Annotated in this window: 13 protein-coding genes; 1 reads left to right on the top strand and 12 read right to left on the bottom strand. The window is 47.2% G+C overall.

Features of this window, described 5'->3' with window-relative positions:
* Window positions 1-16: 16 nt before the first annotated feature.
* The 4 genes from AC50Y5_RS03535 to AC50Y5_RS03520 all read right to left on the bottom strand — a co-directional run bounded on the left by AC50Y5_RS03535 (window position 17) and on the right by AC50Y5_RS03520 (window position 6,268).
* Window positions 17-886, bottom strand: a complete 870-nt coding sequence (locus AC50Y5_RS03535) for a carbohydrate ABC transporter permease (protein ID WP_056032706.1) — start codon at window positions 884-886, stop codon at window positions 17-19.
* Window positions 887-894: 8 nt separating this feature from the next.
* Window positions 895-1,854 carry a carbohydrate ABC transporter permease gene (locus AC50Y5_RS03530; RefSeq protein ID WP_056029162.1) on the bottom strand — a complete coding sequence of 320 codons (960 nt, stop codon included), beginning with the start codon at window positions 1,852-1,854 and terminating at the stop codon, window positions 895-897.
* A gap of 16 nt (window positions 1,855-1,870) precedes the next feature.
* The gene (locus tag AC50Y5_RS03525) at window positions 1,871-4,645 is read right to left on the bottom strand and encodes an extracellular solute-binding protein (protein ID WP_494858453.1); all 2,775 of its coding nucleotides are present in this window, start codon (window positions 4,643-4,645) and stop codon (window positions 1,871-1,873) included.
* Window positions 4,646-4,855: 210 nt separating this feature from the next.
* Complete coding sequence (locus AC50Y5_RS03520; protein ID WP_494858451.1) at window positions 4,856-6,268, bottom strand: extracellular solute-binding protein; 1,413 nt, start codon at window positions 6,266-6,268, stop codon at window positions 4,856-4,858.
* A 283-nt stretch (window positions 6,269-6,551) separates the two neighbouring features.
* Here AC50Y5_RS03520 and AC50Y5_RS03515 point away from each other — a divergent pair, with 283 nt between their 5' ends.
* On the top strand, window positions 6,552-7,304 hold the full coding sequence (locus AC50Y5_RS03515) for a response regulator transcription factor (protein WP_056029168.1): 753 nt from the start codon (window positions 6,552-6,554) through the stop codon (window positions 7,302-7,304).
* 83 nt (window positions 7,305-7,387) lie between these two features.
* Here the strand turns inward: AC50Y5_RS03515 and AC50Y5_RS03510 are convergent, their stop codons facing one another.
* From AC50Y5_RS03510 to AC50Y5_RS03475, 8 genes are all read right to left on the bottom strand, one after another.
* Window positions 7,388-8,392 (bottom strand): endo-1,4-beta-xylanase, encoded by a 1,005-nt coding sequence (locus AC50Y5_RS03510; protein WP_494858797.1) that lies wholly within the window; start codon window positions 8,390-8,392, stop codon window positions 7,388-7,390.
* Between the two features lie 53 nt (window positions 8,393-8,445).
* Window positions 8,446-11,148 carry an endo-1,4-beta-xylanase gene (locus AC50Y5_RS03505; RefSeq protein ID WP_494858449.1) on the bottom strand — a complete coding sequence of 901 codons (2,703 nt, stop codon included), beginning with the start codon at window positions 11,146-11,148 and terminating at the stop codon, window positions 8,446-8,448.
* A 306-nt stretch (window positions 11,149-11,454) separates the two neighbouring features.
* On the bottom strand, window positions 11,455-12,966 hold the full coding sequence (locus AC50Y5_RS03500) for a glycoside hydrolase family 43 protein (RefSeq protein ID WP_056029174.1): 1,512 nt from the start codon (window positions 12,964-12,966) through the stop codon (window positions 11,455-11,457).
* 35 nt (window positions 12,967-13,001) lie between these two features.
* Complete coding sequence (locus AC50Y5_RS03495; RefSeq protein WP_494858447.1) at window positions 13,002-13,997, bottom strand: glycoside hydrolase family 43 protein; 996 nt, start codon at window positions 13,995-13,997, stop codon at window positions 13,002-13,004.
* 45 nt (window positions 13,998-14,042) lie between these two features.
* Window positions 14,043-15,482, bottom strand: coding sequence for a glycoside hydrolase family 43 protein (locus tag AC50Y5_RS03490; protein ID WP_494858445.1), 1,440 nt, complete (start codon window positions 15,480-15,482; stop codon window positions 14,043-14,045).
* Between the two features lies 1 nt (window position 15,483).
* Window positions 15,484-17,145 carry a response regulator gene (locus AC50Y5_RS03485; protein ID WP_494858443.1) on the bottom strand — a complete coding sequence of 554 codons (1,662 nt, stop codon included), beginning with the start codon at window positions 17,143-17,145 and terminating at the stop codon, window positions 15,484-15,486.
* Complete coding sequence (locus AC50Y5_RS03480; RefSeq protein ID WP_494858441.1) at window positions 17,138-18,880, bottom strand: sensor histidine kinase; 1,743 nt, start codon at window positions 18,878-18,880, stop codon at window positions 17,138-17,140. Before AC50Y5_RS03480 ends, AC50Y5_RS03485 begins: the two co-directional genes overlap by 8 nt.
* Window positions 18,881-18,960: 80 nt before the next feature.
* Window positions 18,961-20,634: an extracellular solute-binding protein gene (locus AC50Y5_RS03475; RefSeq protein WP_494858795.1), complete on the bottom strand. Its 1,674-nt coding sequence runs from the start codon at window positions 20,632-20,634 to the stop codon at window positions 18,961-18,963.
* Between the last annotated feature and the right edge of the window lie 231 nt (window positions 20,635-20,865).

Below are 20,865 nucleotides of genomic sequence, written 5' to 3'. Positions count from 1 at the left end.
CCTGCACGACTCCCTTCTACTCTTTCATTCCGGAAGTTGCCATCGTCTGAATGACGCTGCTCTGGGAAATGATAAAGAGTGTGATCGGAACCACCATCAAGATCAGCGCGACTGCCGCTCCAACTCCTGCTCTGGCAATTCCCCCTTGCGTAATTTGACCCAAAGCATAATGCAGCGTCTTTAAATTCTCACTGTAGATAAAGCTGCCTCCATCGGTCCCCCATAACATAGGAAACTGTAAAATCATGAGCGTTAACCATGCAGGCTTCACATTCGGCATGACAATGCTCCAGTAAATCCGATATTCATTAGCACCATCAATTTTAGCCGCCTCCAGCAAGGCATCCGGTATTTGCTCCATAAATTGCTTCATAAGAAAGAGGCCTAACGGAAAGGCGAGTGATGGCACAATAATCGACGCATGCGTGTTAATCCATCCAAGCCAAGACATCACCATATAGTTGGGAATGGCCGTCACATGCCCGGAAAACATCAAGGACAGCACGACAATGGAGAAAAGCGTTTTAGCTCCCAAAAATCGGTATTTGGCCAGCGGATATGCCGCTGCCGAAGCAAGCAAAATATGCCCGGCCGTACCGACAATTGTAATAATTACCGTATTAGCGATATATCGCGTGAGCGGGACCCACGAATTGCCCATAATTGCCACCAGGTCAAAAAAGTTATCCAGCGTCGGGTTGTGCACAATTAGGCGTGGCGGGAAAATAAACAGCTCATCAAGCGGCTTAAACGCATTGTTCACTGCATAAATCAAGGGCATTGCCATAAACGTACCGAATAAGGCCAGAAGCGCGAATAGCAAAAAGCTGACTATAAAGGAACGATTGAGCTTTTTGGGCGTTCGCAGAACCGCGATCATTTTCATGGCCAACGTCACTCACCGACCTTTCGCAGCATTTTCTGTGTCAGCATATTTGTTCCAATCATAATGGCAAAAAGAACCGTCGCAATAGCCGACGCATAGCCCATCTCAAAGCGAATCGAGCCATAATCCATCAGGTGCGTAACCACCGTATGCGCAGCATAGTTGACACTTGGAAAGCCAGCAAGCGCAATGGAGATATCCGCAACCGCAAATGCTCCGGTAATCTGCAGGACGGCCCCGAATAACAGCTGCGGCCTCATGGAAGGCAGGGTGATGTACCATAATTCCTGCCAGCGGTTGTTAATGCCGTCGACGGCGCCCGCTTCAATCAACGTCTGATCAATCGTTTGCAGGCCCGCGATAAAGGCGAGAAAGCTCGTGCCCAGGCTAAGCCATAACTGGACGAGAATCACGATCGGCAAAATATATTTCTCATTCGTCAGCCATAAAATCGGTTCCAGCATAAATCCATATTTGATCAGAAATCCATTCAAATAGCCGTAGCTATCCCCGGAAAATACGATCAGCCATATAAAAAACACATTTCCGGAAATGGATGGCGCATAAAAAATCAAGGTCATGATCGCACGGATCTTCGGTGACAGCTCATTGATGATCCATGCAAATAGAAAACAAGCGATATAGCTGACCGGACCGGTAATGACCGCGAACATAAAAGTATTTTTCAAGGCAATCATGAATACATCGTCGTTAAGAAACAGCCTTGAATAGTTTTGCCAGCCAACAAAACGCGGAAATTCGAGCATATTAAAGTAAAAGAAGCTTAGACCTAAAGAGAATACGACTGGAATGACCGTAAATAAGAAGAAAATGAGCATATACGGACTCATCAAAATATAGTAATGCTTGTTTCTTTTTAACTCATTTAGCGTATGTGCCCATTTGGACATCTTCGTCGGCTGGACGAGTTTAGGAACGGCTTTATCTGTTGCTGCTTCAGCTTGCATCGGCTTTCACCCCAATCTAGTACGGTAAGTTGAATTCCTTCCGTTTGATCGCAATTTCATCGTTAATGTACAAAATATAATCGGATAACGCCTCGCGAGGATTCTCTTTTCCGTTGACAACTTTTCGGAAGGCATTATCCAGATGCCTGCCCGTGAAATAGCCGCCTGGCACCTGCGGGATTCCTCTCACCCACTGCCACTGGCTCTCCAAATTTTTATAGTCCTTAATCGGCCAAGGCAATTGCTGAAGCGCCTCCATATTAGCTGTCGGATAACGTGCGGCTTCACCCATAAGCCCTTCCATCTCGCGTCCGTATGCCACTTGGGTTTCCTTGTCCGTCCACCATTTCATAAATTCCCATGCCGAAGCCTTGTCACTCGCATTCTCAAGCATCATCACTGCGGTTGTATGGCTGGCGACTTCATGATTGATCGAGCCGTTCTGCTGCTCCATGCCGGGCACGATTGTAAAGTCCCATAGCCCTTTTATTTCCGGTGCCATGACCGTCAGTGCATTGTAGGTCGTATAATCCGCAATGCCGACTGGCATCTCACCCGTCCGAAAGCGATTAGGGAAGTCCGCCTGCAGCGGAAACTTATAGTTCGTATAAAACTTCGACCATGTCTTGAAGGCTTCCATCGATATCTCGGAATCCAAAGCGCTTTTTTTGTCCTCATCCCGATAGAACGCTCCGCCATTTTGATACAGCAGCATCGCGAAGGTCGCATTCGGAACGAGGTTCGCGTTATTTGTTGCCGCCTCAATAGGTAAATAAAATTCCATATTATGCTTTTGAAGAACGGAAATCATGTTGTATACATCCTGCCAGGTTTTAGGCGGCGTCAATTCCAGCTCCTCCAAAATATCCTTGCGATAAAACAGCATCGGGAACGTCTGCTGCTCCGGAAGGGCATACACCCCGTTGCTGTACGCATACGGTGCCAGTGCGCTATCGCGGAATCGGGACGCTACCTCCTTGAAATCAGCAAAGCTCGATAAGTCCGCCGAGGCGTTCCGCATCGCATAGTTGACGGGTACATCTTCGCCAATTTGCATAGCAACGTCCGGCCCCTCTTCGGCTAAAGTGGCTGGCAGAAGGATGTTGCCCGGGACGAGCCTGAGCTTCACCGAAATATTCGTTTCCGCTGTAAAGGAATCGTCAATCAAGCTTTTCAGCACCTGCGCTTGGTCACGTCCTGTCGTAATCCAGACGGTTAGATTTTCTCCTGTATTGCCAATGCTGTCATAGTCTTCGGTATAAGAGGCGATATAGCCGCCAAGCTCGTGCTTGATTCGCTCGATTGCTGTCGCCTCCGCCTGAGGAAGCTCCCGATCCGGCGAGGAGACGACCAAATAATCAAGCGTAAGCGGTTGTTCGCGTACGGTCAAAATCCATGTTCCAAGACCGCCGACATTGATTTTGAATGCATTCAAGCGCCTTGCGACGGTTTCCGGTTTGTCCACCATTTCTTCCAATTGACGAACCATCGTATGCAGAACAGCTACTTTGTCGCTTCGCTCCCCCGTCGCTAACTCCAAATAATCGGCCACACGTTGAATCGTTGCCGCTTGCTCCTTGAATACCTTCGTCATCTCCGGTATCCGCTTCTCCAATTGATAATCGCGATAGGGATCCGGCGTATTTGAGGTAATGATCAATATTTTCCTGAACATCTCATTAAGCTGCAGCACGCTGGACTCGACCGTCCGCAGCAGCGGTGCAATTTCGCCGAGAGTAACCGCCATCCGGATCCGATGCGTGCCTTTCGTCAGATGGAATAAATACGGCTGCGCTCCTCCGAGTACATTCATCTGCCAGTTCATATCGAATTTAAACGGGATTTGCTTCATTTCCTTAAACGGGTACTGCCCGTCAATCATCAGGCTGCGCGTGCTGTAAACGCCCCGGAGCTGATCCTGCTTGCGCTTCAAGGCAATTTGATAGAGGCCATCCTCCTTCACCTCTACTTCCCACTCTATCCACTGCCCGGGCAGCTTCCAGTTCAGTCCGCCAATCGTATTGATTCTGAGCTTGGAAACATCGTACGGGATAACAGACGAACTTGATCTGTCGGAAAGCGGGCTTAAGGTTGGAGATGACTTCAGCACGGCCTCTTCCGCCTGAATCGTTACGTATTGATCTTTAACAGGCGCTAAACCTGCGGCTTCATATTCTTTTTTGATTTCCGCATAAGCTTTTGCGGTTTTCTCCTGATACAGCTCGATATAATCGATAGCCATTGGCTCCCTTGATGACGTCAGCGATAAGGTTTGCTGGCCTTTGTCAAAAAAGAATAAGTAGGGCTCGTCATAATAACCGCCGCTATCCGTCAAAGCCTTGAGCTGCCATGCCGGCTTCTCGACCTGTCTCGGGCGCAGATCATTTCCTCTGTCGTCCCTTCTTACAGCCTCATCCAGATTGCCCCACAGCCGGTTGAACAACAGCATTTCCGCACCCTTGAATGGCACCTTCTCATTAATGGCAAGCTGCCTTTCAATCGCAGAGCTTTTTCCCTCTATTGGGTAATAATGAATTCTGACATTGTAAAGTCCCTGCTCCGCAATCTCCATATTCCAGCTAATGGTTCCGGCCTCTGGCGTAATGACCGCTTTTCCATCCAAGCCTTCAAACCGATCTGCCATTTCAAAGCCATCTCCAACCGTTTTTGAAAAGCTTTCCCCTTCGATTCGGATAACCTGAGCCGGACGCTCGGCAGTCGAATAGCTGTTCAAATAGTCGTCATAGCAGCCCTTGGCATAGGAATGCTCCCCCATCTCAAAATCACTCATGGCTAGAACCCTCCCACTATCAGATTGAGTTGGAGGATTAAAGCCCCAAATGGACAAAAAAAATAAGACGAGAGCAAGTATGGCAATTGCGTATTTCTTCGCTTTGCTGGTCAATTCTTCTCCCCTCCTGCTGCTAGAGATAAAATATTCTGAACAGCCCCCATTAATAGAATGGCTAAATAGGGACTGTTCGATAATCGAAAGGAAGCGTTATTTTTTATACACTTCGTCAATTGCAGCTTGCACCTTCGCCTTGTACTTGCTGATAACGGTAGATACCGAGTTTCCAGAAGTAAGCTCGCCTATAATATCGTAATAAGGCAATTTCGGGAACGTATTATGGTCGAGAACAAGCATGCCTTTTCCGGAATTTATCGCGTTCTCAATATCATCCTCATTCGTAAAGCTGCTCTCCAGCGTAGCTTGGTCTGGATAATCATAAATTGAATCGACATCGTTCATTTTTTCCCAAATATACATAAGCTGCTCTGGATGCTCGACCTTTTTAGGAATCGCCAGAGACTGGAAGAGAGCTTCTCCAGAATGATAGGCGGAAGCACTCGGGCCTTTAGGGAAGGGAACGAAACCAATGTCATAATCCTTCATATCATTGTTGAGTCCTCCGATCTCCCAAATGGCGCCTGCATGCATCAGCGTATTGCCTTGACGGAAAAATTGGCCAGGCTCTGTCCAATCTCCCCCTTCCGTAGCTCTTGCAACCTTCTCGGTTGCCACACGGGAAATGAAATTAAAGGCTTCCACCGTTTTGGGTTCTTCTAAATTTTGCTTATCTCCTTGGGTAAGACTTGCTTCATTAGAGTACAGCGCCTGTTCCATCAGCCCGCCTTGTGAAAGTCCCCATCTGTCCAGCTTCCCATCGTTATTCGTATCCTTGTTGGCCTCTTTGGCAACTTGAATGAACGTATCCCAATTCCAATTATCTTCATTTACATAATCCTGAAGCGGCTTAAGTCCTAGCTGATTCAGCAGAGTACGATTATAGAAAATGCCAGAAATCAGATCAGACTGATTTTCCGTAAAACCATAGCCTCTGCCTTCATACTGCATAAACTCATTTGTAACCTTCTGGTTGAATACCTTCGTATTTTTCGTATACTCATCAATCGGCCAAATTAAATCTTGTTGGACCAATGTCGGAATCATATAGGCTTTACCCAGTCTGACGATATCGCCCAGTGGCTCGCCTGCCACCAAAGATGCGACAGCTTTCTGCTGATACTCACCGTAGTCAACAGCGACGTATTCCACTTTAAAATTATGCTTCCTCATTAGATCTTCCAGATTTTTCTTGCGCTGAATGTTGTCTGGATTGTCCTCGGATATCGTCATGTCCCACCACGATACGATTTTGATCACCCGTCCGCCCATGTCGAAATCCATCTCTGGCGTCGACAGCTCATCTCCGGTTTCCGTCCCAGCCTCATTAGTTCCAGCTGGATCGGCTGTCTCCAAACCTTCGTTTACGCTTGCCTCTGCTTTTTCCGTATTGCCGTTACCGCCGCTGCTTCCAGTGGCATCACCGCCTGAATTTCCGCTGCATGCTGCCAATGTAAATATCAACATTAAACTTAAAAAAACGACTGCCATTTTTCTCACTTGCACATGGATCCCCCCTGAAAATGGATTACATAAAAAGTTTAGCGCTTACATTTCTGAGCAACAACCTGCCTGTATCTAGATCAATTACCCGCCAAGGTATAGATTCGGATGAAATCGCTTTCTCGCTTTGCCTCTCTCGTTTTCAAATGGTAAACAAATGGTTGAGGGATAAAGAAATGCACGTTGTGGCGAAGCCGCACGTTGAACATAATGGAAACATAATTACTTTATTCGTGCGGAAATTCACCCGCAGACTACTATCTATTATGAAAGTGAGGTTCTTACCGTGTATAAGATATTGCTTGTTGATTCAATGATTCATTCGAGGGAACGAACGCAGAACATGCTTGACTGGAGCCATTTAGGTTTTATCATACAAGCGTATGCGGACAATTCCTCGGACGCCCTGGCTTTATTGGATAGGGAGCCACTTTCCCTTGTTCTGATTAATATTAAAAACACTCAAGCTGATAGCATGCTGCTCTGCGAGCATATCCGCGAGCAGAGCCGTGTTCCCATTATCCTCTTGGAGGGCAGCGATGATTTCCAGTTGGCGAGGAAAGCTTTGGCTTATCAAGTAAGCGATTACATTTCACAGCCCGTTCTCGCAAGCGATTTAACGGCAAGTTTACTTGCTGTAAAAAAAGAGCTCGATTCCTTTTCAGATGATCCACCTCTTGCAGCTTCAGCGCCGCTTCCCTTCAAGAGAAAACCTCATGCTGCGTCCATTATCGATGTCGTGAAAAAATACGTGGAGGAAGAACTGCACCTTAACATTACGTTGAAAAAAATATCAGCCCTATTGCACTTCAACTGCGCTTACTTAGGTCAAAAATTCAAGGATCATGAAAACATGTCGTTTAATGAATACCTCCTTCAGCAGCGGATGGAAAAAGCAAAGCTGCTGCTCGAAAAAACGGATATGCGCATCTATGAAATTGCTAATGAGGTCGGTTACACCGAAATCGATTGGTTCTACAAAAAATTCAAAGCGTATACAGGAGCCAGTGCGAACGAATATAGAAAGCAAATCTCTTAAATTCATCGCTGTAATGGCAAGCATAAAAATACAGGCCAGCTTCCCTTGGGTGAGGAAGCTGGCCTGCTGCATGTGTGGTAACGTTAAAATCCAGCAGATAGATTGACAACCTCGTAATAGGCGCCTTTCGGCCGCTGCTCCGTATCAAACAATAGCGGCCAATTTTTGCGTCCTCTTACCGGGAAATAATCCAGCCACGTATAGTCGTCTGCTGCTCCCCAGAAGGTAACGCCGGTCAGCACATCCCGATATTCGCGGAAAAGCTCAAAAAACTGCCGGTAACGTAGTTCCTGCTGACGCAGCATTTCGGCTGTCGGTGCTGCCAAATCCGTACGTCGGTCGTCAAAGGCGAAGACCGACACATCCATCTCCGTTATTTGCAGCTTCAATCCAAGCGATGCATAACGCTCGATTGCCGTGCGAATGTCAGCCAAAGACGGCTCTGTTAAATTCCAGTGCGCCTGCAGACCGATGCCATGTACTGGCGCTCCCTGCTCAAGCAGCGATTTGACGAGCCGATAAATTTTCTCTCGCTTGCCCGGGTTGCACTCGTTGTAATCGTTGTAGAACAACAGCGCAGCAGGATCGGCTTCATGGGCAAAACGGAATGCTTGGACCATATAATCGTCGCCAATGCCCTCCATCCACCTCGAGGGCCGCAGCCATTCCTCCCCATCGTCAGTGACCGCTTCGTTGACGACATCCCAGCAGTAGATCGTATCGCGGTAACGCTGTACAACTGTCTCGATGTGAGCCTTCATCCGGGCAAGCAGCGTTTCCCGAGCTGCCGAACCGCCGTTTCCATCGTCGAATACCCAATCCGGCGTCTGATTATGCCACACCAACGTATGTCCACGCAGCTTCATGCCATGCTCGCTGGCAAACTGGGCAATTCGGTCAGCCTCCTCGAAGGTATACGTATTTTCAGCAGGGTGAACGCTCGCGAATTTCATCTCGTTCTCCGCCGTTACACTGTTATAGTGCCTCACCAGCAGCTCGCGTTGGCTTACGATTGTGTGACTATTAACCGCAGCACCGATCAGAAAATCATTTTTGAAGCTTCCCGCCAGATTATCCGTCGCATTCATATGGTTCGTCTCTGCCATTCTTCTGCCACCTTTCGCTTCTTTATATGACGACGCTACTTTCCGTTCACGCCCGTCAGCTTCAAGACCCCAAAGCCGAATGTATTCTGGTACGACTGTCCGGACCGATCATTCCAGACGGCCACACTATCGCGGTCTCCGTCGCCATCCTCGTCATTGTTGACCTGTACGTCGAAGCCGATTAGATCTCCGGCTTTTGGCGCCTTTCCGATCCACGCGATAGATGATTCCACTACATAACCATTCGCCGTCCGCTTCGCAGCTGAGATCAGATTCTCGCTTAGTGAAACCGGACTGACACTCTGCTCATTAACGAAGTTAATCCGGTACTGTCCGTCATCGGACTCGTAGTGGCTGCTCGCTGCATTATTTTGATCGATGAAAATTTCCACCGAATCCTGCTCCCACGCATTAGCACTCTTTTTCGATAGCAGCGAGTCCGTTACTTCGGCCAGCACGTACAAACGGCGGCCGTCCCATAACGTCCTGACCTTGGCCTTCGATCCGCTTGATCCATTGACCCAGCGTTCGGTCACGATTGATTTTGCATTTGCCCATACCGCATCAATGCTGCCATCAATGACTGGCGTACCTTTTACAGCTTTAGCGTATTGAGGTCCTTCAACCAGCTGTAAAACACCGAATTTGGACGTATCGGCATCCTGCGAATTCGTCGTGTCATTCCAAGATGTCTTCGTTACTATGCTGCTGGATTTGTCAACGATTCGCACATCAATCCCAAGCTCTTTGCCAAGCACCAGACCGTTTATTGGAACCGCAGCTTCTATTCGGTAGCCGCCAGCCGTCTTGACTGCTATATAATTCACGGTTTTATCCTTATTCGCTCCACTGCGCCGGAATGTATATTTTTTGTCGTCCGCCTCGTAAGACGTTGTCTTGCCATTGTTGGCGTCCATATAAAGCTCGACCGCATCGCTGCCATTCGTCGTTTTATCCAACACATCTACCGTTACATAAAGATACCTTTTATCCCATAGCGTCTTAATCTTGGCAATCGCATCGCCTTCCTTCAGCACGGATATGAGCGGTGCTCTATTCCACGCCTCCTCCAGCTTGCCATCGATCTTCGCGCTTCCCTCTGTCGCCGTTGCTTGCATCGTTTCGACTGGCACCTTGCTCGGATCAACGAGTGCCCAATACGCGAATTTCGCCTGAAGCCGTTCATCGAACAATAGCGGCCAATTATTGCGCGTGACAGGGAAGGTACGGAGCCATGTATTAATGTCGTCCTTGCCCCAGAAGATTACTGCAGTGATCTGGTCCTTGTGCTTCTTAAACACTTCGAAAATTTCCTTGTACCGGTTCGCCTGCTTAATCTGCAGCTCAAGCGGAAACGTATCATAGGAATCCGTGTCATTCGTATAGACACTCATATCCAGCTCCGTGATCTGCTGCTCAATGCCTAGGTCCCGGAAAGCCTGAAGCATATCATCAAGAGACTGAATGGACGGATCCGCAATGCCAATATGTGTCTGATGGCCGACACCGTCCACAGGGATGCCCTTATCCTGCAGGCGCTTGATCAAATCATGCAAATATTGCCGTTTTTCAGGAATATTCGTATTGTAGTCGTTAATGAACAGCTTGGCCTCTGGATCTGCTTCATGCGCATATTCGAACGCCTTCTCGATAAATTCCTCGCCAGCTATTTGATACCATAAGCTGTTGCGCAGGCCGTTCGGCTTCTGGTCACCGGGCTCAAGAACCTCATTTACAACATCCCAAGCGTAGATTTTGCCTTTGTATCGGCCGACTACCGTCTCAATATGCCGCTTCATCCTTGCAAACAGCAATTCCTTGCTGGCTAAGTTGCCGTTCTCATCGTAGAACACCCAATCCGGCGTTTGGGAATGCCAGATGAGCGTATGGCCGCGTAAGGCAATGTCATTGTCTAAAGCGAAATCAACGATCTTATCCGAGCGTGTAAAATCAAATTGTCCTTCCTTCGGCTCGGTAGCATCCCACTTCAGCTCATTGCCTGCGGTCAGACTGTTGAAATGCTTTTGAAGCAGCTGGGCATCTGGCCCGGCAGCATCTTCAATTTCACCCACGAGCAAGGAGGATCCGAGTAAAAAATCATCGGCAAATACATCTTTTAGAGCTGGAATATCCTTTTGAATTTCAATGGGTACCGAATCTGGCATACGCTCAATAACAACATCGTCCACATTAAATTCCAGTTTCGCATGATCTATGGATTCAAAGTAAACACCTAGGGTCTCAATCGGATGGAGCAAGCTGTACGCGCCAGTTAGCTTCACCCAGCCGCTTTCTGTTACCGTTTTGGCAGCAACTGGCTCATAAAACATATTCCCATTCGTTTTCCGCTCAATCATCATAGAGATAGATGAATCAGGCATTCCCGCAGGCAGGCGAACCCAGGCCGAAAACGCGTAGGTTTTGCCAACCTCCATAAACGATGCCAGATCGAGCATCGGACCGTTCCATCCTTCCGCTCTCCCCGTAACCTGAAGACCGTATGCTCCCGAATGGGCGGCCGAGGAGGCAGCTGTCAGACTTTCGTTGCCGCCGCGTCCATGCCAGCCTTGTGTAGTGCCGTCTTCAAAATCCGTCGCGAGCCGTTCCGCCTCGCTTGGCGTCTCTGCGCCAGCTTCCGCATTCGTCTGCTTTGGCAGCAAACTAAGCGACAAGGCCGTCATCATCAAAATGGTAACCAATAACAATGAAATAGAGCGTTTCAATCGATTTTTCTTCATTAAAGACACCTCGCCTTTCAACTTTTATTCCATAAAGTCCCCACTCGGGGCGTGTCATGGCAGCCTTTTAACCAAATCCACCCTGATTCAGCTCCTCCATGAAAGTATAGCGCTTTCATATTTCAGCAACTACCCGTCGATCTTTGTGAATTTACCCGATAAATCATAGATGCTAAAGCGTAGCAACAGGAGAAAAAAGCAAACGAGCGGCCCCTGCGCACAGGCCGCTCGCTCATTTGCTTCATCTCATCCAGTATATGCTCAGTTATACTTCACATCACCCGGTAAAAGCTAGATTGTACTACGTTAGATAATCTTGCAATAACGGAAATAATCGAAATCGACATATCCGCCTGCTTGCTCGGTGGCGTAATTAAACAGCCCAATCCGATAGCCCATAAAATGCTCCAACCTATATTTCATAGGTAAAGAACGGCCGACTCGTATCCATTCCACTCCATTCGCAGAATAGTAAAAGTGAGCGATATCCGCACTGTCCTTAAAATTAAAATCGATTTTCAAATGTATTTGGCTGCCTTCGAATGGACTTTGCTCAACCGCTTCTTCACCGCCGTCGCTCTGATTCATACATGTGACCACATAGCGGTCGCCATTGTCCGCAGCCCGAATGCCTACTGTCCCGAATAAATGCTGCAAGGCAACCAAGCCTGCATAGTCACCCGGTTTCATCTGGGAAACATCCATCATTGTCATCCCGCTGCAGACCGGGCCTTCCGTCCGCTGTGTTAACGTATTGCGGGCATATGCAATACTGCTTGCCGGATTCCCCGTCATCAATCGCAAAAAACCCGGCCTAGCCGTTACGGACCAAAGTCGATTATCCGGGTTATGGTTCCACTGCCAGTTCAAGGCCAGTTTGTTTTCCGCATACTCAAACTCATCGCTAATGACTAACGGTTTAGGCTCCGAATTCGGCAAGTGCACGTCAAATGCTGGGGGAACTTCACCGTCTATGCCGATAACCGGCCAATCATCTATCCAGGAGACAGGCAGCAGGCAAGGGATTCTGCCTACGGCATCATGGTCTTGAAACAGTATTGCAAACCAGTCTTCTGCGGGTGTGTCGACAATGCCGCCTTGCGCGATGCCATTGTTGCGATAGCCCATATCATCATCTAGCAGCAGCTTGCTCTCATAAGGGCCCAGAAGCGCTCGGGAACGGTAGCATAGCTGTCGTCTGCGCCGATTTCCGGTATTCGGCCATTCGATGAAAAACAAATAATAGTACCCATTCAGCTTGTAAGCATGACAGCCCTCGCAGCGCAGCCCAATTCCATCCCGCTCCGTCTCAAACAGCAATTGATCGATCCCGCTCGGTTTGAGAGCCGTCGCATCTGCTGTGAGCTCCGTAATACGGATATCCCCGTTCCCGTGGATGACATAGACGCGTCCTTCGTCAAACAGCATGCTCGGGTCATGATGGAGTCCTGGAATGGCGGAGCGTTCCCAACATCCATTCTCGATATCCGTCGTCTGGTAAACATAGAACTGGTTCATGTCGAGGCTCGAGAAGCATACATAAAACCTGCCGTTATGATGGCGCAAGCATGCGGCCCACGAACCTTTGCCATAAATACCTTTCCCGTCAAGCAAATTATGAGCAGCATTATCCTCGAAAGTATCGAACACATAGTTTACAATTTCCCAATGCAGTAGGTTCTCCGACTTCATAATTGGGCACCCAGGCATCGTGTGCATGCTTGTGCTAACCATATAGAAGGTCGTTCCCACTCTAATGACGCTTGGATCAGGGATATCTGCCCATATGATTGGGTTGGTTATCATCGTCTTGCTCACACGATTCACTCCTCAAGCATTATCGTATTTATATGCTATGCTTTGCTTTCCTTCGCATAAGGATCGATCATCTGAATCGTCCCGTCCTCATTGTAGTGCAATTCTGTAAATTTAACACAGCGCTTGTGATTGACGCCTTCAGAGAGGGAGCTGTCGTGATAGAATAAATACCATTTGTCCTCGAACTGCACGATAGAATGATGGGTTGTCCAGCCGATTACCGGCGTAAGAATGGTCCCTTTGAACGTATAGGGACCCATCGGGTTACGGCTAACCGCGTAAACCAGCTTATGCGTAGTCCCTGTTGAGTACGACAAATAGTACCAGCCGTTATACTTATGCACCCAAGGTCCTTCGAAATATCGTCGATCCTCATCACCAGCTAAAATCGGGCTGCCGTTCTCGTCGAGAATCGAAATCTCCTGTTGATCCTCTTGGAAAGACAGCATATCCTCGCTCAGCAAAGCGACACGCGGACCCAGCGCTGTCTCCCCCTCATTCGGACCTGCTGCGTCTGCCTCGAAGACGCCGTTCTGCCATTTTTCCAATTGTCCTCCCCAAAGACCTCCAAAGTAGATATAGGACTTATCGTCGTCATCCACGAATACAGCCGGATCAATACTGAAACTGCCCGCAATGTAGTCTGGCTCTGGGGCAAAGGTACCCGCTGGTGTCGTGCTTGTGGCTACGCCAATTCGAAATATCCCTTCATGATCCCGAGCGGGAAAAAACAAATAATACAGATTGTTCTTATAGGCAGCATCCGGCGCCCATAGCTGCTTGGAGGCCCATCGTACATCCTTTAGATGCAAAACCTCGCCATGGTCAACAACAGCCGTTTCAAAATTATCTAGGGATAGCACATGATAATCCTCCATCGCGTATTGATCCCCATTATCGTTGTCAGGGCCATCGTGGTCGAGGTCATGAGACGGGTAAATATAGATTTTGCCTTCAAATACGTGTGCAGAAGGATCTGCCGTAAACATATGGGTAACAAGTGGTTGATTAGGTACTGGTGCATGAGACATAGGAATTCTCCTCCAATTCAAGGTCATTTCAAGCTGATATACCGCTTATTCGCCAAACTGCCAATCGTAAAATTTAAACAATGGATTGCCAGGTTCCCCGCAGAACACAAAGTACAAATCGTGCACACCGTCAGCACCCGAGACTTCTGTTTGCCATTCCATCCAGCCCTGACCGGTCATGTTCGGAATCGCGAGCGTCCCAACCAGCTTTCCGTCCGGGGCATTCAAGCGGAGCTCCATTTTGCTAGCCGCACCTACATTCAAGACTGAAGCCTTAAAAGCCGCGGCTCCTTTCCCCCCAAATTCCACCTTGGATAAAGCGAGCCAATCCCCGTTATTAATGTCCGTTACAGCCATTAGCGGGCTTTGCGGATCGTTCTCGCTTGCGATGGCTTCCACAGCAACGCCCGCACTCCACCCCATCGTCACCGCGCCAACACGATCGTAGGGATTAAATGCCTTTACTTGCCGGACACCTTCATAATCAGCATGGATTTCTTGAATCAAACCATCCTTAAACGCAAGCTGGTTCAGGTGCGTGGAGCGATAGCCGTTCGGAACGCCAAGCGTTTTGGATAAGGTCTGGGCATGATAAGCGATATACCAAGCATCATGGAACTGGAAAATGGCATGATGGTTGTTTCCGCCAATACCGAAGAAGTGCACTGGATTTTTGAGAATCGTTCCACGATAAGTCCATGGCCCCATCGGCTTGTCGCTTGTCATATAGGCAATTTCGCCTGCGGGCGGACTCCCCTCCAGGCGAGCGCCATTATAGAAGTTCGAGCAATAGGTATAGTAGTAAATCCCATCCCGCTTATTGATGCCGGCATCCTCGAACATATACGGGGCAGGAATGACGGCTGCCTCGCCGACAACGCTCGTCATATCATCACCTAACTGCATGACGCGCGCAGTATTGGGCATCTCATCCTTCCCCTCGGGAACGCCCCCGCCAAAATAGATATAGCCCTTTCCGTCATCATCGACCAATACGGCAGGATCGAAAAGCCACGTCACATTCTCCACGCCAGGCGTTGATCTCGAAATTAAGGGCTGCCCAATGGGATCAACCCACGGGCCTACCGGGCTATCGCTTGACAATACGCCAATTCCGCTTGCATTGTTGGCAAAATAAAGAAAATATTTATCCTTGCCGTCGATTATTTTATGCGCTGCTGCTGGCGCCCACGACTGCGTGGCCCATTTGGCTGCGCCCTGCGGGCCTGCCACCCGGATTTCGCCATGATCCGTCCAGTTCATCAAATCATCCGAGGAAATAACCGTGATTTTGTTGATGGTTCCATACGTATTTTCTTTCATATTTCCATCTTCGCCATATTCCAAAACATCGTTCGTCATATAGAGATAGACGCGCTTCTCTACTACTAAGGCATACGGGTCTGCTCCAAACTTGTGGGAGACAAGCGGATTGCCTTGTGGCGGCACCTTCCCGAATGCACTCGCGGGCAATAGGTCATTCATTTCATATTCTCCTTGTACGTTCGCTTTCATTTATTCCTGTAGGAAAGGTATCCCGATATTCTTGCGGCGTTATTCCCGTAGCCTTCTTGAAAAAGCGCGTAAACGAATGTGCCGCTTCGTAACCGACGGCGGACGATACTTCTCGAATTTTAAGCTCCCCGTTCCTTAGCAGCTCTCTCGCTTTTTTCAAGCGGCAGCTATCTATATATTCAGATAAATTCACTCCGCGCTCCTGCTTAAAAAAACGGGATAAGTAGGATGGATTAAAATAATTAATTTCCGCCAGCCGAACTAAGGACAAATCCTCGCTTAAATGTTCTTCGATATATCGGCATATACGGTCGATTACACTGGTTGCCCGCTCTAGCTCGCCGTTATGCTTAACTTTGAATAGGCGTTCGGCAATGACATGCAAATAGGCAATCCCCTCCTTCATGGATGAATGCTCATCCAGACGCATCAGTTTTCCATAATCACCGATCTGGTGATAAAGTCCCCCGCGATTAATGGAAGAAAGCAGCACGAGCGCGATAGAATAATAGCTCTCTATCGTTCGGTGAACATGGGCCGTTGCATGCAGCATGCTGGCCGTCAATTCCTCCAGCACTTCACAAAACTTATCTTTCCTCCCAGCCTCAAGATAGGCTTCCATTAACTCTATTTTTTGAGCAAGCATACCGTCTTCTTTCCTGTTTGAAGGCTCAAGCTGCTCCGTGCGATCCATTAAAATAATGGATAATCCGTCGGCAATGGTCATTTGATGCAGCTGGCGCAGCCTTTCATATTGCTGTGTTACCGCTTCCCATTCACAAGAAGCACCGCTTATGGTGAAGGCAATCGTTAAGCCGAGCGATTCCAAGCATGTCTCCTGGATGAGCTCCAGCGTTCCTTCCAAATAACGAATCAAATGATTATATAGCCTCTCCTCGACATGTTCTGAAGGCTGAAGCAGCCATAACAAATCTCCGTGCTTATCAACAATTCCAATATGCCGCGTCTGCTTTGACAAATAGGAATGCCAGATTATTCTGGTGGAATGAACAAGCTCGCTTCTATCGGAGTAAGGAGTCTCAGCTGGATATGACAAATGACCAACTACCATTACAACCGGAATCAAAGGATTCAGATCGATGTTCAGTTTGCCGAATTCCTTGACCAGCACCTCTTGCTCAAGGCATAGAAGGTGGCTTTGTTGCAGAAGATGTCTGATATACTCTCCTTGCGCCATAAATTCAAGCGCATCAACCTGTTCGCGGGATTGCTCGACTAATGCGCTCAATTGATTGTTTTGATGAATCTCTTGAATGACTTCCTGTACAACTTCAGTAACTTTCGCATACCCTTCTGTTTTCAATAAATATCGAACATTGGACATTTGAATCGCCTTATAAGCATACTGAAACTCGCTATAGCCCGTTAGGAAGATGATTTTGCATCTTGGCCAATACATCTGAATCTCATCCGACAATTCTAAACCGCTCATGCCTGGCATGCTAATGTCAGTCAGAACGATGTCAATTCGGGTACGTTTCAACCAATTTAGCGCTTCTTTGCCAGAGTACGCTTTACAGACATCGAGCTTGTCTGGCATCCATTGCTGGAACACTTCATATAACCCATCCGTAATGATGTCTTCATCATCTACGACTAGCAGTCTAAGCAATCTCGTTCTCCTCCTTCAGCTTGATGCGAATGACGACCTTGAGACTATTCAGCTCGCTTCTAGACAGATGCAAACCGCTATTTCTTCCATACGTTAAAATAATGCGCCTATGAATGTTCATCATGCCTGTCATTTCATAAGACTCTGTAGTGCTGTCTAGGCGATGCTGTAAGTCTTCGATCTCGGTATCGCTCAGTCGATTCCCATTGTTCTCCACGATAATTTGAGCTGCAGTCTCATCCAGCTCAAAAGCAACTCGAAGCAGACCATCTTCCGTCATTTTCTCTAGACTATGCTCATATGCGTTTTCGATAATAGGCTGAATGATAAGCCTGGGCACATGGATATTCGCCATTTCCTTTGGCAATTCATCAAATTCCACACGAATCCGCCTTGAAAACCGGAGCTTCTGAATTTCGGTGTACATGCGGGAGTGCTTCGTTTCCTCAGCTAGCAGCACATTATCCTCCCCATTACGGGTAATGAACCTGAAATATTCCCCTAGCATATTTGTAAATTCTTCAATGCGCTCCGTATCTCCGGTTCTAGCCAAGGAATTGAGAATAAAAAAGCTGTTATAAAGAAAATGGGGATTGATTTGAGATTGAAGCTGCTTCAGCTCTGCCCGCTGCATCATCAGCTTTTGCTTGAAATCCTGATCAATCAGTGCCTGCAATTTATTCAGCATTTGGTTGAACCGATTATACAGGTAGCCGAATTCATCCTTTTCCTCATGCTCAATATGAATATCCAATGCCCCTCCTTCCATTCTCCTAAAGCTCTGAACGAGAAGCAGCAATGGTTTATGAACGAATTTATAAGTTGAATAAGAATAGATAGCGATGGCAATGAAGGTCATGATCGCGAATAGCCAAGCCCAGATTACAAATTTGCCCAGCGGTTTGCGTACGGTTTCCTCGGGCAAATACGAAGCGACGGTAACACCCAATTTATCCGAATGTGCTTTGTCAATATGATACTTTTTGCCATCAATAATCAGCTTGGTCGTGCTGGCTTCTTCTACTTCTCTTATATCGCCTTGAAGCCTTCCACTTAATTGCTCGTCGCTCATCAATACAAATCCCGTTGTATCCGAAATGAGAAATGACCCGCTTTCCGGATAAATATTGACTTGGTCCAAGGCATATCTCAGCTTTTCCCTATCTAATTCAATTTGTATGACGAATAGCGGCTCTTCTCCCTTCATGCCGTTATACTTTGAGGTGCTAAGATGAAGAGTGTTCCCCCACTTTACAAGTCGCTGCTCGCTCCTCCCAATACTGAAGCGAAAGTAATTGAACTTTTCAACGTCAAGATCAGAGATCGCATTGCCGAACGAAATTGTTTTGTTAACAGGACGGATATGCACATAAACATCTTTAATATAAACACTGCTATTTTTAAAAGAAGTTAAGCGACGGATCAAATAATTTAAGCTCGCTCTTTTTTCAACATTGTCCATCATTTCCCAAGTGACAACGAGCCTATTCAATTCATTATCTTCCAACAAGTCGAACTCCTGCAGCTCCATCCATTCAATTTCCCGATTAAAGGCTTCCAAATAATTCGATAATTGCGCCTCGGAAGTTCTTGACAGGCCTTCACTCGCATTTTTATAGCTCCAATTATACAAATAGACGCCTAGCAGGATGATAGGCAGAATCACAATGAGATAAATAATGACCTGTCGTATAAATATCGTATTTCGCCATGAATGGGCGGGAAATTTAAGCAAACCAATTCCTCCGATGCTGCTTTAATAAGTGATGAGCAAGTGTCTTGTCTTCTAGCATACAGAGTCGAAGGAGAGTCTTCTTACTTAAAATCACTGCCTCTTTCTGCATACCACTGATTTACCTCCGCTGTTATACGACTCCCGCCCAGCTTATTCCAATCGTCTACAAACCGATCAAACTCGTCTATGGGACTGCCAAGTATAATATTCACGAACGTTTCGATCTGTTGATTATACAAAATGGCTTGCTTCACTATCATCGTTTCCGTTGGAGGCCCTACAAAGCTTTCGTACAATAGCTGATTATTCTTCATGTATTGATCAAGGATCGCAAAAGCCCCATTCGGCCCATAGGTCCGCTCCCATCCCCATCCTGACTCCTTGTTCACATGGCCAGTACGGTAGGCTTGAATGTTTTTGTAGATGGAACTGGCTTCATCCTTTAAGACAGAATGATCGCCGGTTCTTTCTGACTCAGCAATTTGGCGATACGCCTCCAAGTTTTTCATCGCTGGAAAAGGGGTAACCGGTGAAAGCTTCCATACCGGTAATGGAGAGCTGTAATAGGTTTCATATTCAGCCGTTTCCCCCCAGTTTTTCTCCAAATGCAAATTAAAAAGCTTAACGATTGCTTCAGGATGGGGATAAGCTTTTCTAACGGCAAGAAACTGGCTCGTGCTGAACCGCAGCGGTACCATCGGCTCTTCTCCTGACACAGAAACGATCGGAAATGCCTGCCACTCTGCATTTGGTTGAGCAGCACGGCTGGTTTGAGCTAAAAAAGACCCCCATTGCTCTCCATAAAACATGCCAATATGGCTCTCAGCAATTAGCTTTTCTTCTTTCAAACCATCCTTAAGCCCAAACTCGCTATCGATTTGACCATCCCGATACATATTTTGAAGCACCTTTAACGCCTCTTTCACTTCGGGTTGAATCCCGCCATATAAGAGTTTTCCCGACTTGTCCTTGATCCATAGGTTAGGGTAAGCCTCATAGCCTGCCATAAAGCCTGCCAAGCCCATAACGGGATCGAATAAATATTGGGTCACGGCTAGTCCAAACGTATCATTAATGCCATTATTGTCAGGGTCATTTTCTGTAAACGCTTTCGAAATAGCTAAAACGTCGCCCATCGTTTTCGGCGGTTTTAAACCGACTTGCTCCAACCAATCTGTACGCAGCCAAATAAACATCGCCCCTTCAATAGAAGAGCTGGTCTCTGGTATTCCCATCAGCCTACCATCGACCGTTGCCGCTTCGAAAGGGCCCGTCCCTTCTTGGCTTAAAATTTTCTTCGTAAACGAAGAGGCATATTGCTCGTAAGCAGCAGATAGATCTTGAATCAGTCCAGCATTGCTGAGCATCCTCAGCTGCTGCGCATTGACTCTGACGACATCGGGTATATCTCCTGAAGCAAATGCACCGCTTAGTTTCTGATGATAAAGGTCCCCCTTGGCAACCCAATCATATTTAATTTTAATGCCCAGCATCTGTTCATATAGTCGATTCCACCTATTATCCTCAAACGTTTCTTCTGGCAATTGGCTGATTAAATTCTCCAAGCTATCGTCGCTTTCTCTTGCAAAGGTTAATTCAATAGCTGGATTATATTGGCTTAGCGCGGCACCCTGATAGGCAGTCTCTCCTTCAAATTCACTAGATACTTCTTTGTTGGTGCCGCTGCTATAGTCGCATGACGCAAGGAGTTGAACTGACAATAATGCAGTAAGCAAAAGCTTGACCTTGTTCATTATTGGTATTTTCAACAGGTGTGACCCCATTTCACATTTGAAAATATCGATCCATTTCCATTCTATGCTTCTAATTATCCGAATTACGGGCTGATAACACAATACACATCTCTTTATTTTGTTACCCGTCCTTTACTTAAAAAATAAATCATCCGCCCATCTCCTTTATTGGATGATGGACGGATGTGTTTGAAACTTCTTCGTCAGATGAAATAGGGCCGAAATAAACGC

Source organism: Paenibacillus sp. JT22N7, from assembly GCF_059383875.1.
The sequence above is the reverse complement of the archived record's forward strand: the minus strand, read 5'-3'. Positions and strand labels throughout refer to the sequence as shown.

Bases quoted from the DNA above. Each gene is read 5' to 3' on its own strand.
- AC50Y5_RS03535 (WP_056032706.1), bottom strand. From the start codon at position 886: ATGAAAATGATCGCGGTTCTGCGAACGCCCAAAAAGCTCAATCGTTCC.
- AC50Y5_RS03530 (WP_056029162.1), bottom strand. From the start codon at position 1,854: ATGCAAGCTGAAGCAGCAACAGATAAAGCCGTTCCTAAACTCGTCCAG.
- AC50Y5_RS03525 (WP_494858453.1), bottom strand. From the start codon at position 4,645: ATGAGTGATTTTGAGATGGGGGAGCATTCCTATGCCAAGGGCTGCTAT.
- AC50Y5_RS03510 (WP_494858797.1), bottom strand. From the start codon at position 8,392: ATGAATGCGACGGATAATCTGGCGGGAAGCTTCAAAAATGATTTTCTG.
- AC50Y5_RS03505 (WP_494858449.1), bottom strand. From the start codon at position 11,148: ATGAAGAAAAATCGATTGAAACGCTCTATTTCATTGTTATTGGTTACC.
- AC50Y5_RS03495 (WP_494858447.1), bottom strand. From the start codon at position 13,997: ATGTCTCATGCACCAGTACCTAATCAACCACTTGTTACCCATATGTTT.
- AC50Y5_RS03490 (WP_494858445.1), bottom strand. From the start codon at position 15,482: ATGAATGACCTATTGCCCGCGAGTGCATTCGGGAAGGTGCCGCCACAA.
- AC50Y5_RS03475 (WP_494858795.1), bottom strand. From the start codon at position 20,634: ATGAACAAGGTCAAGCTTTTGCTTACTGCATTATTGTCAGTTCAACTC.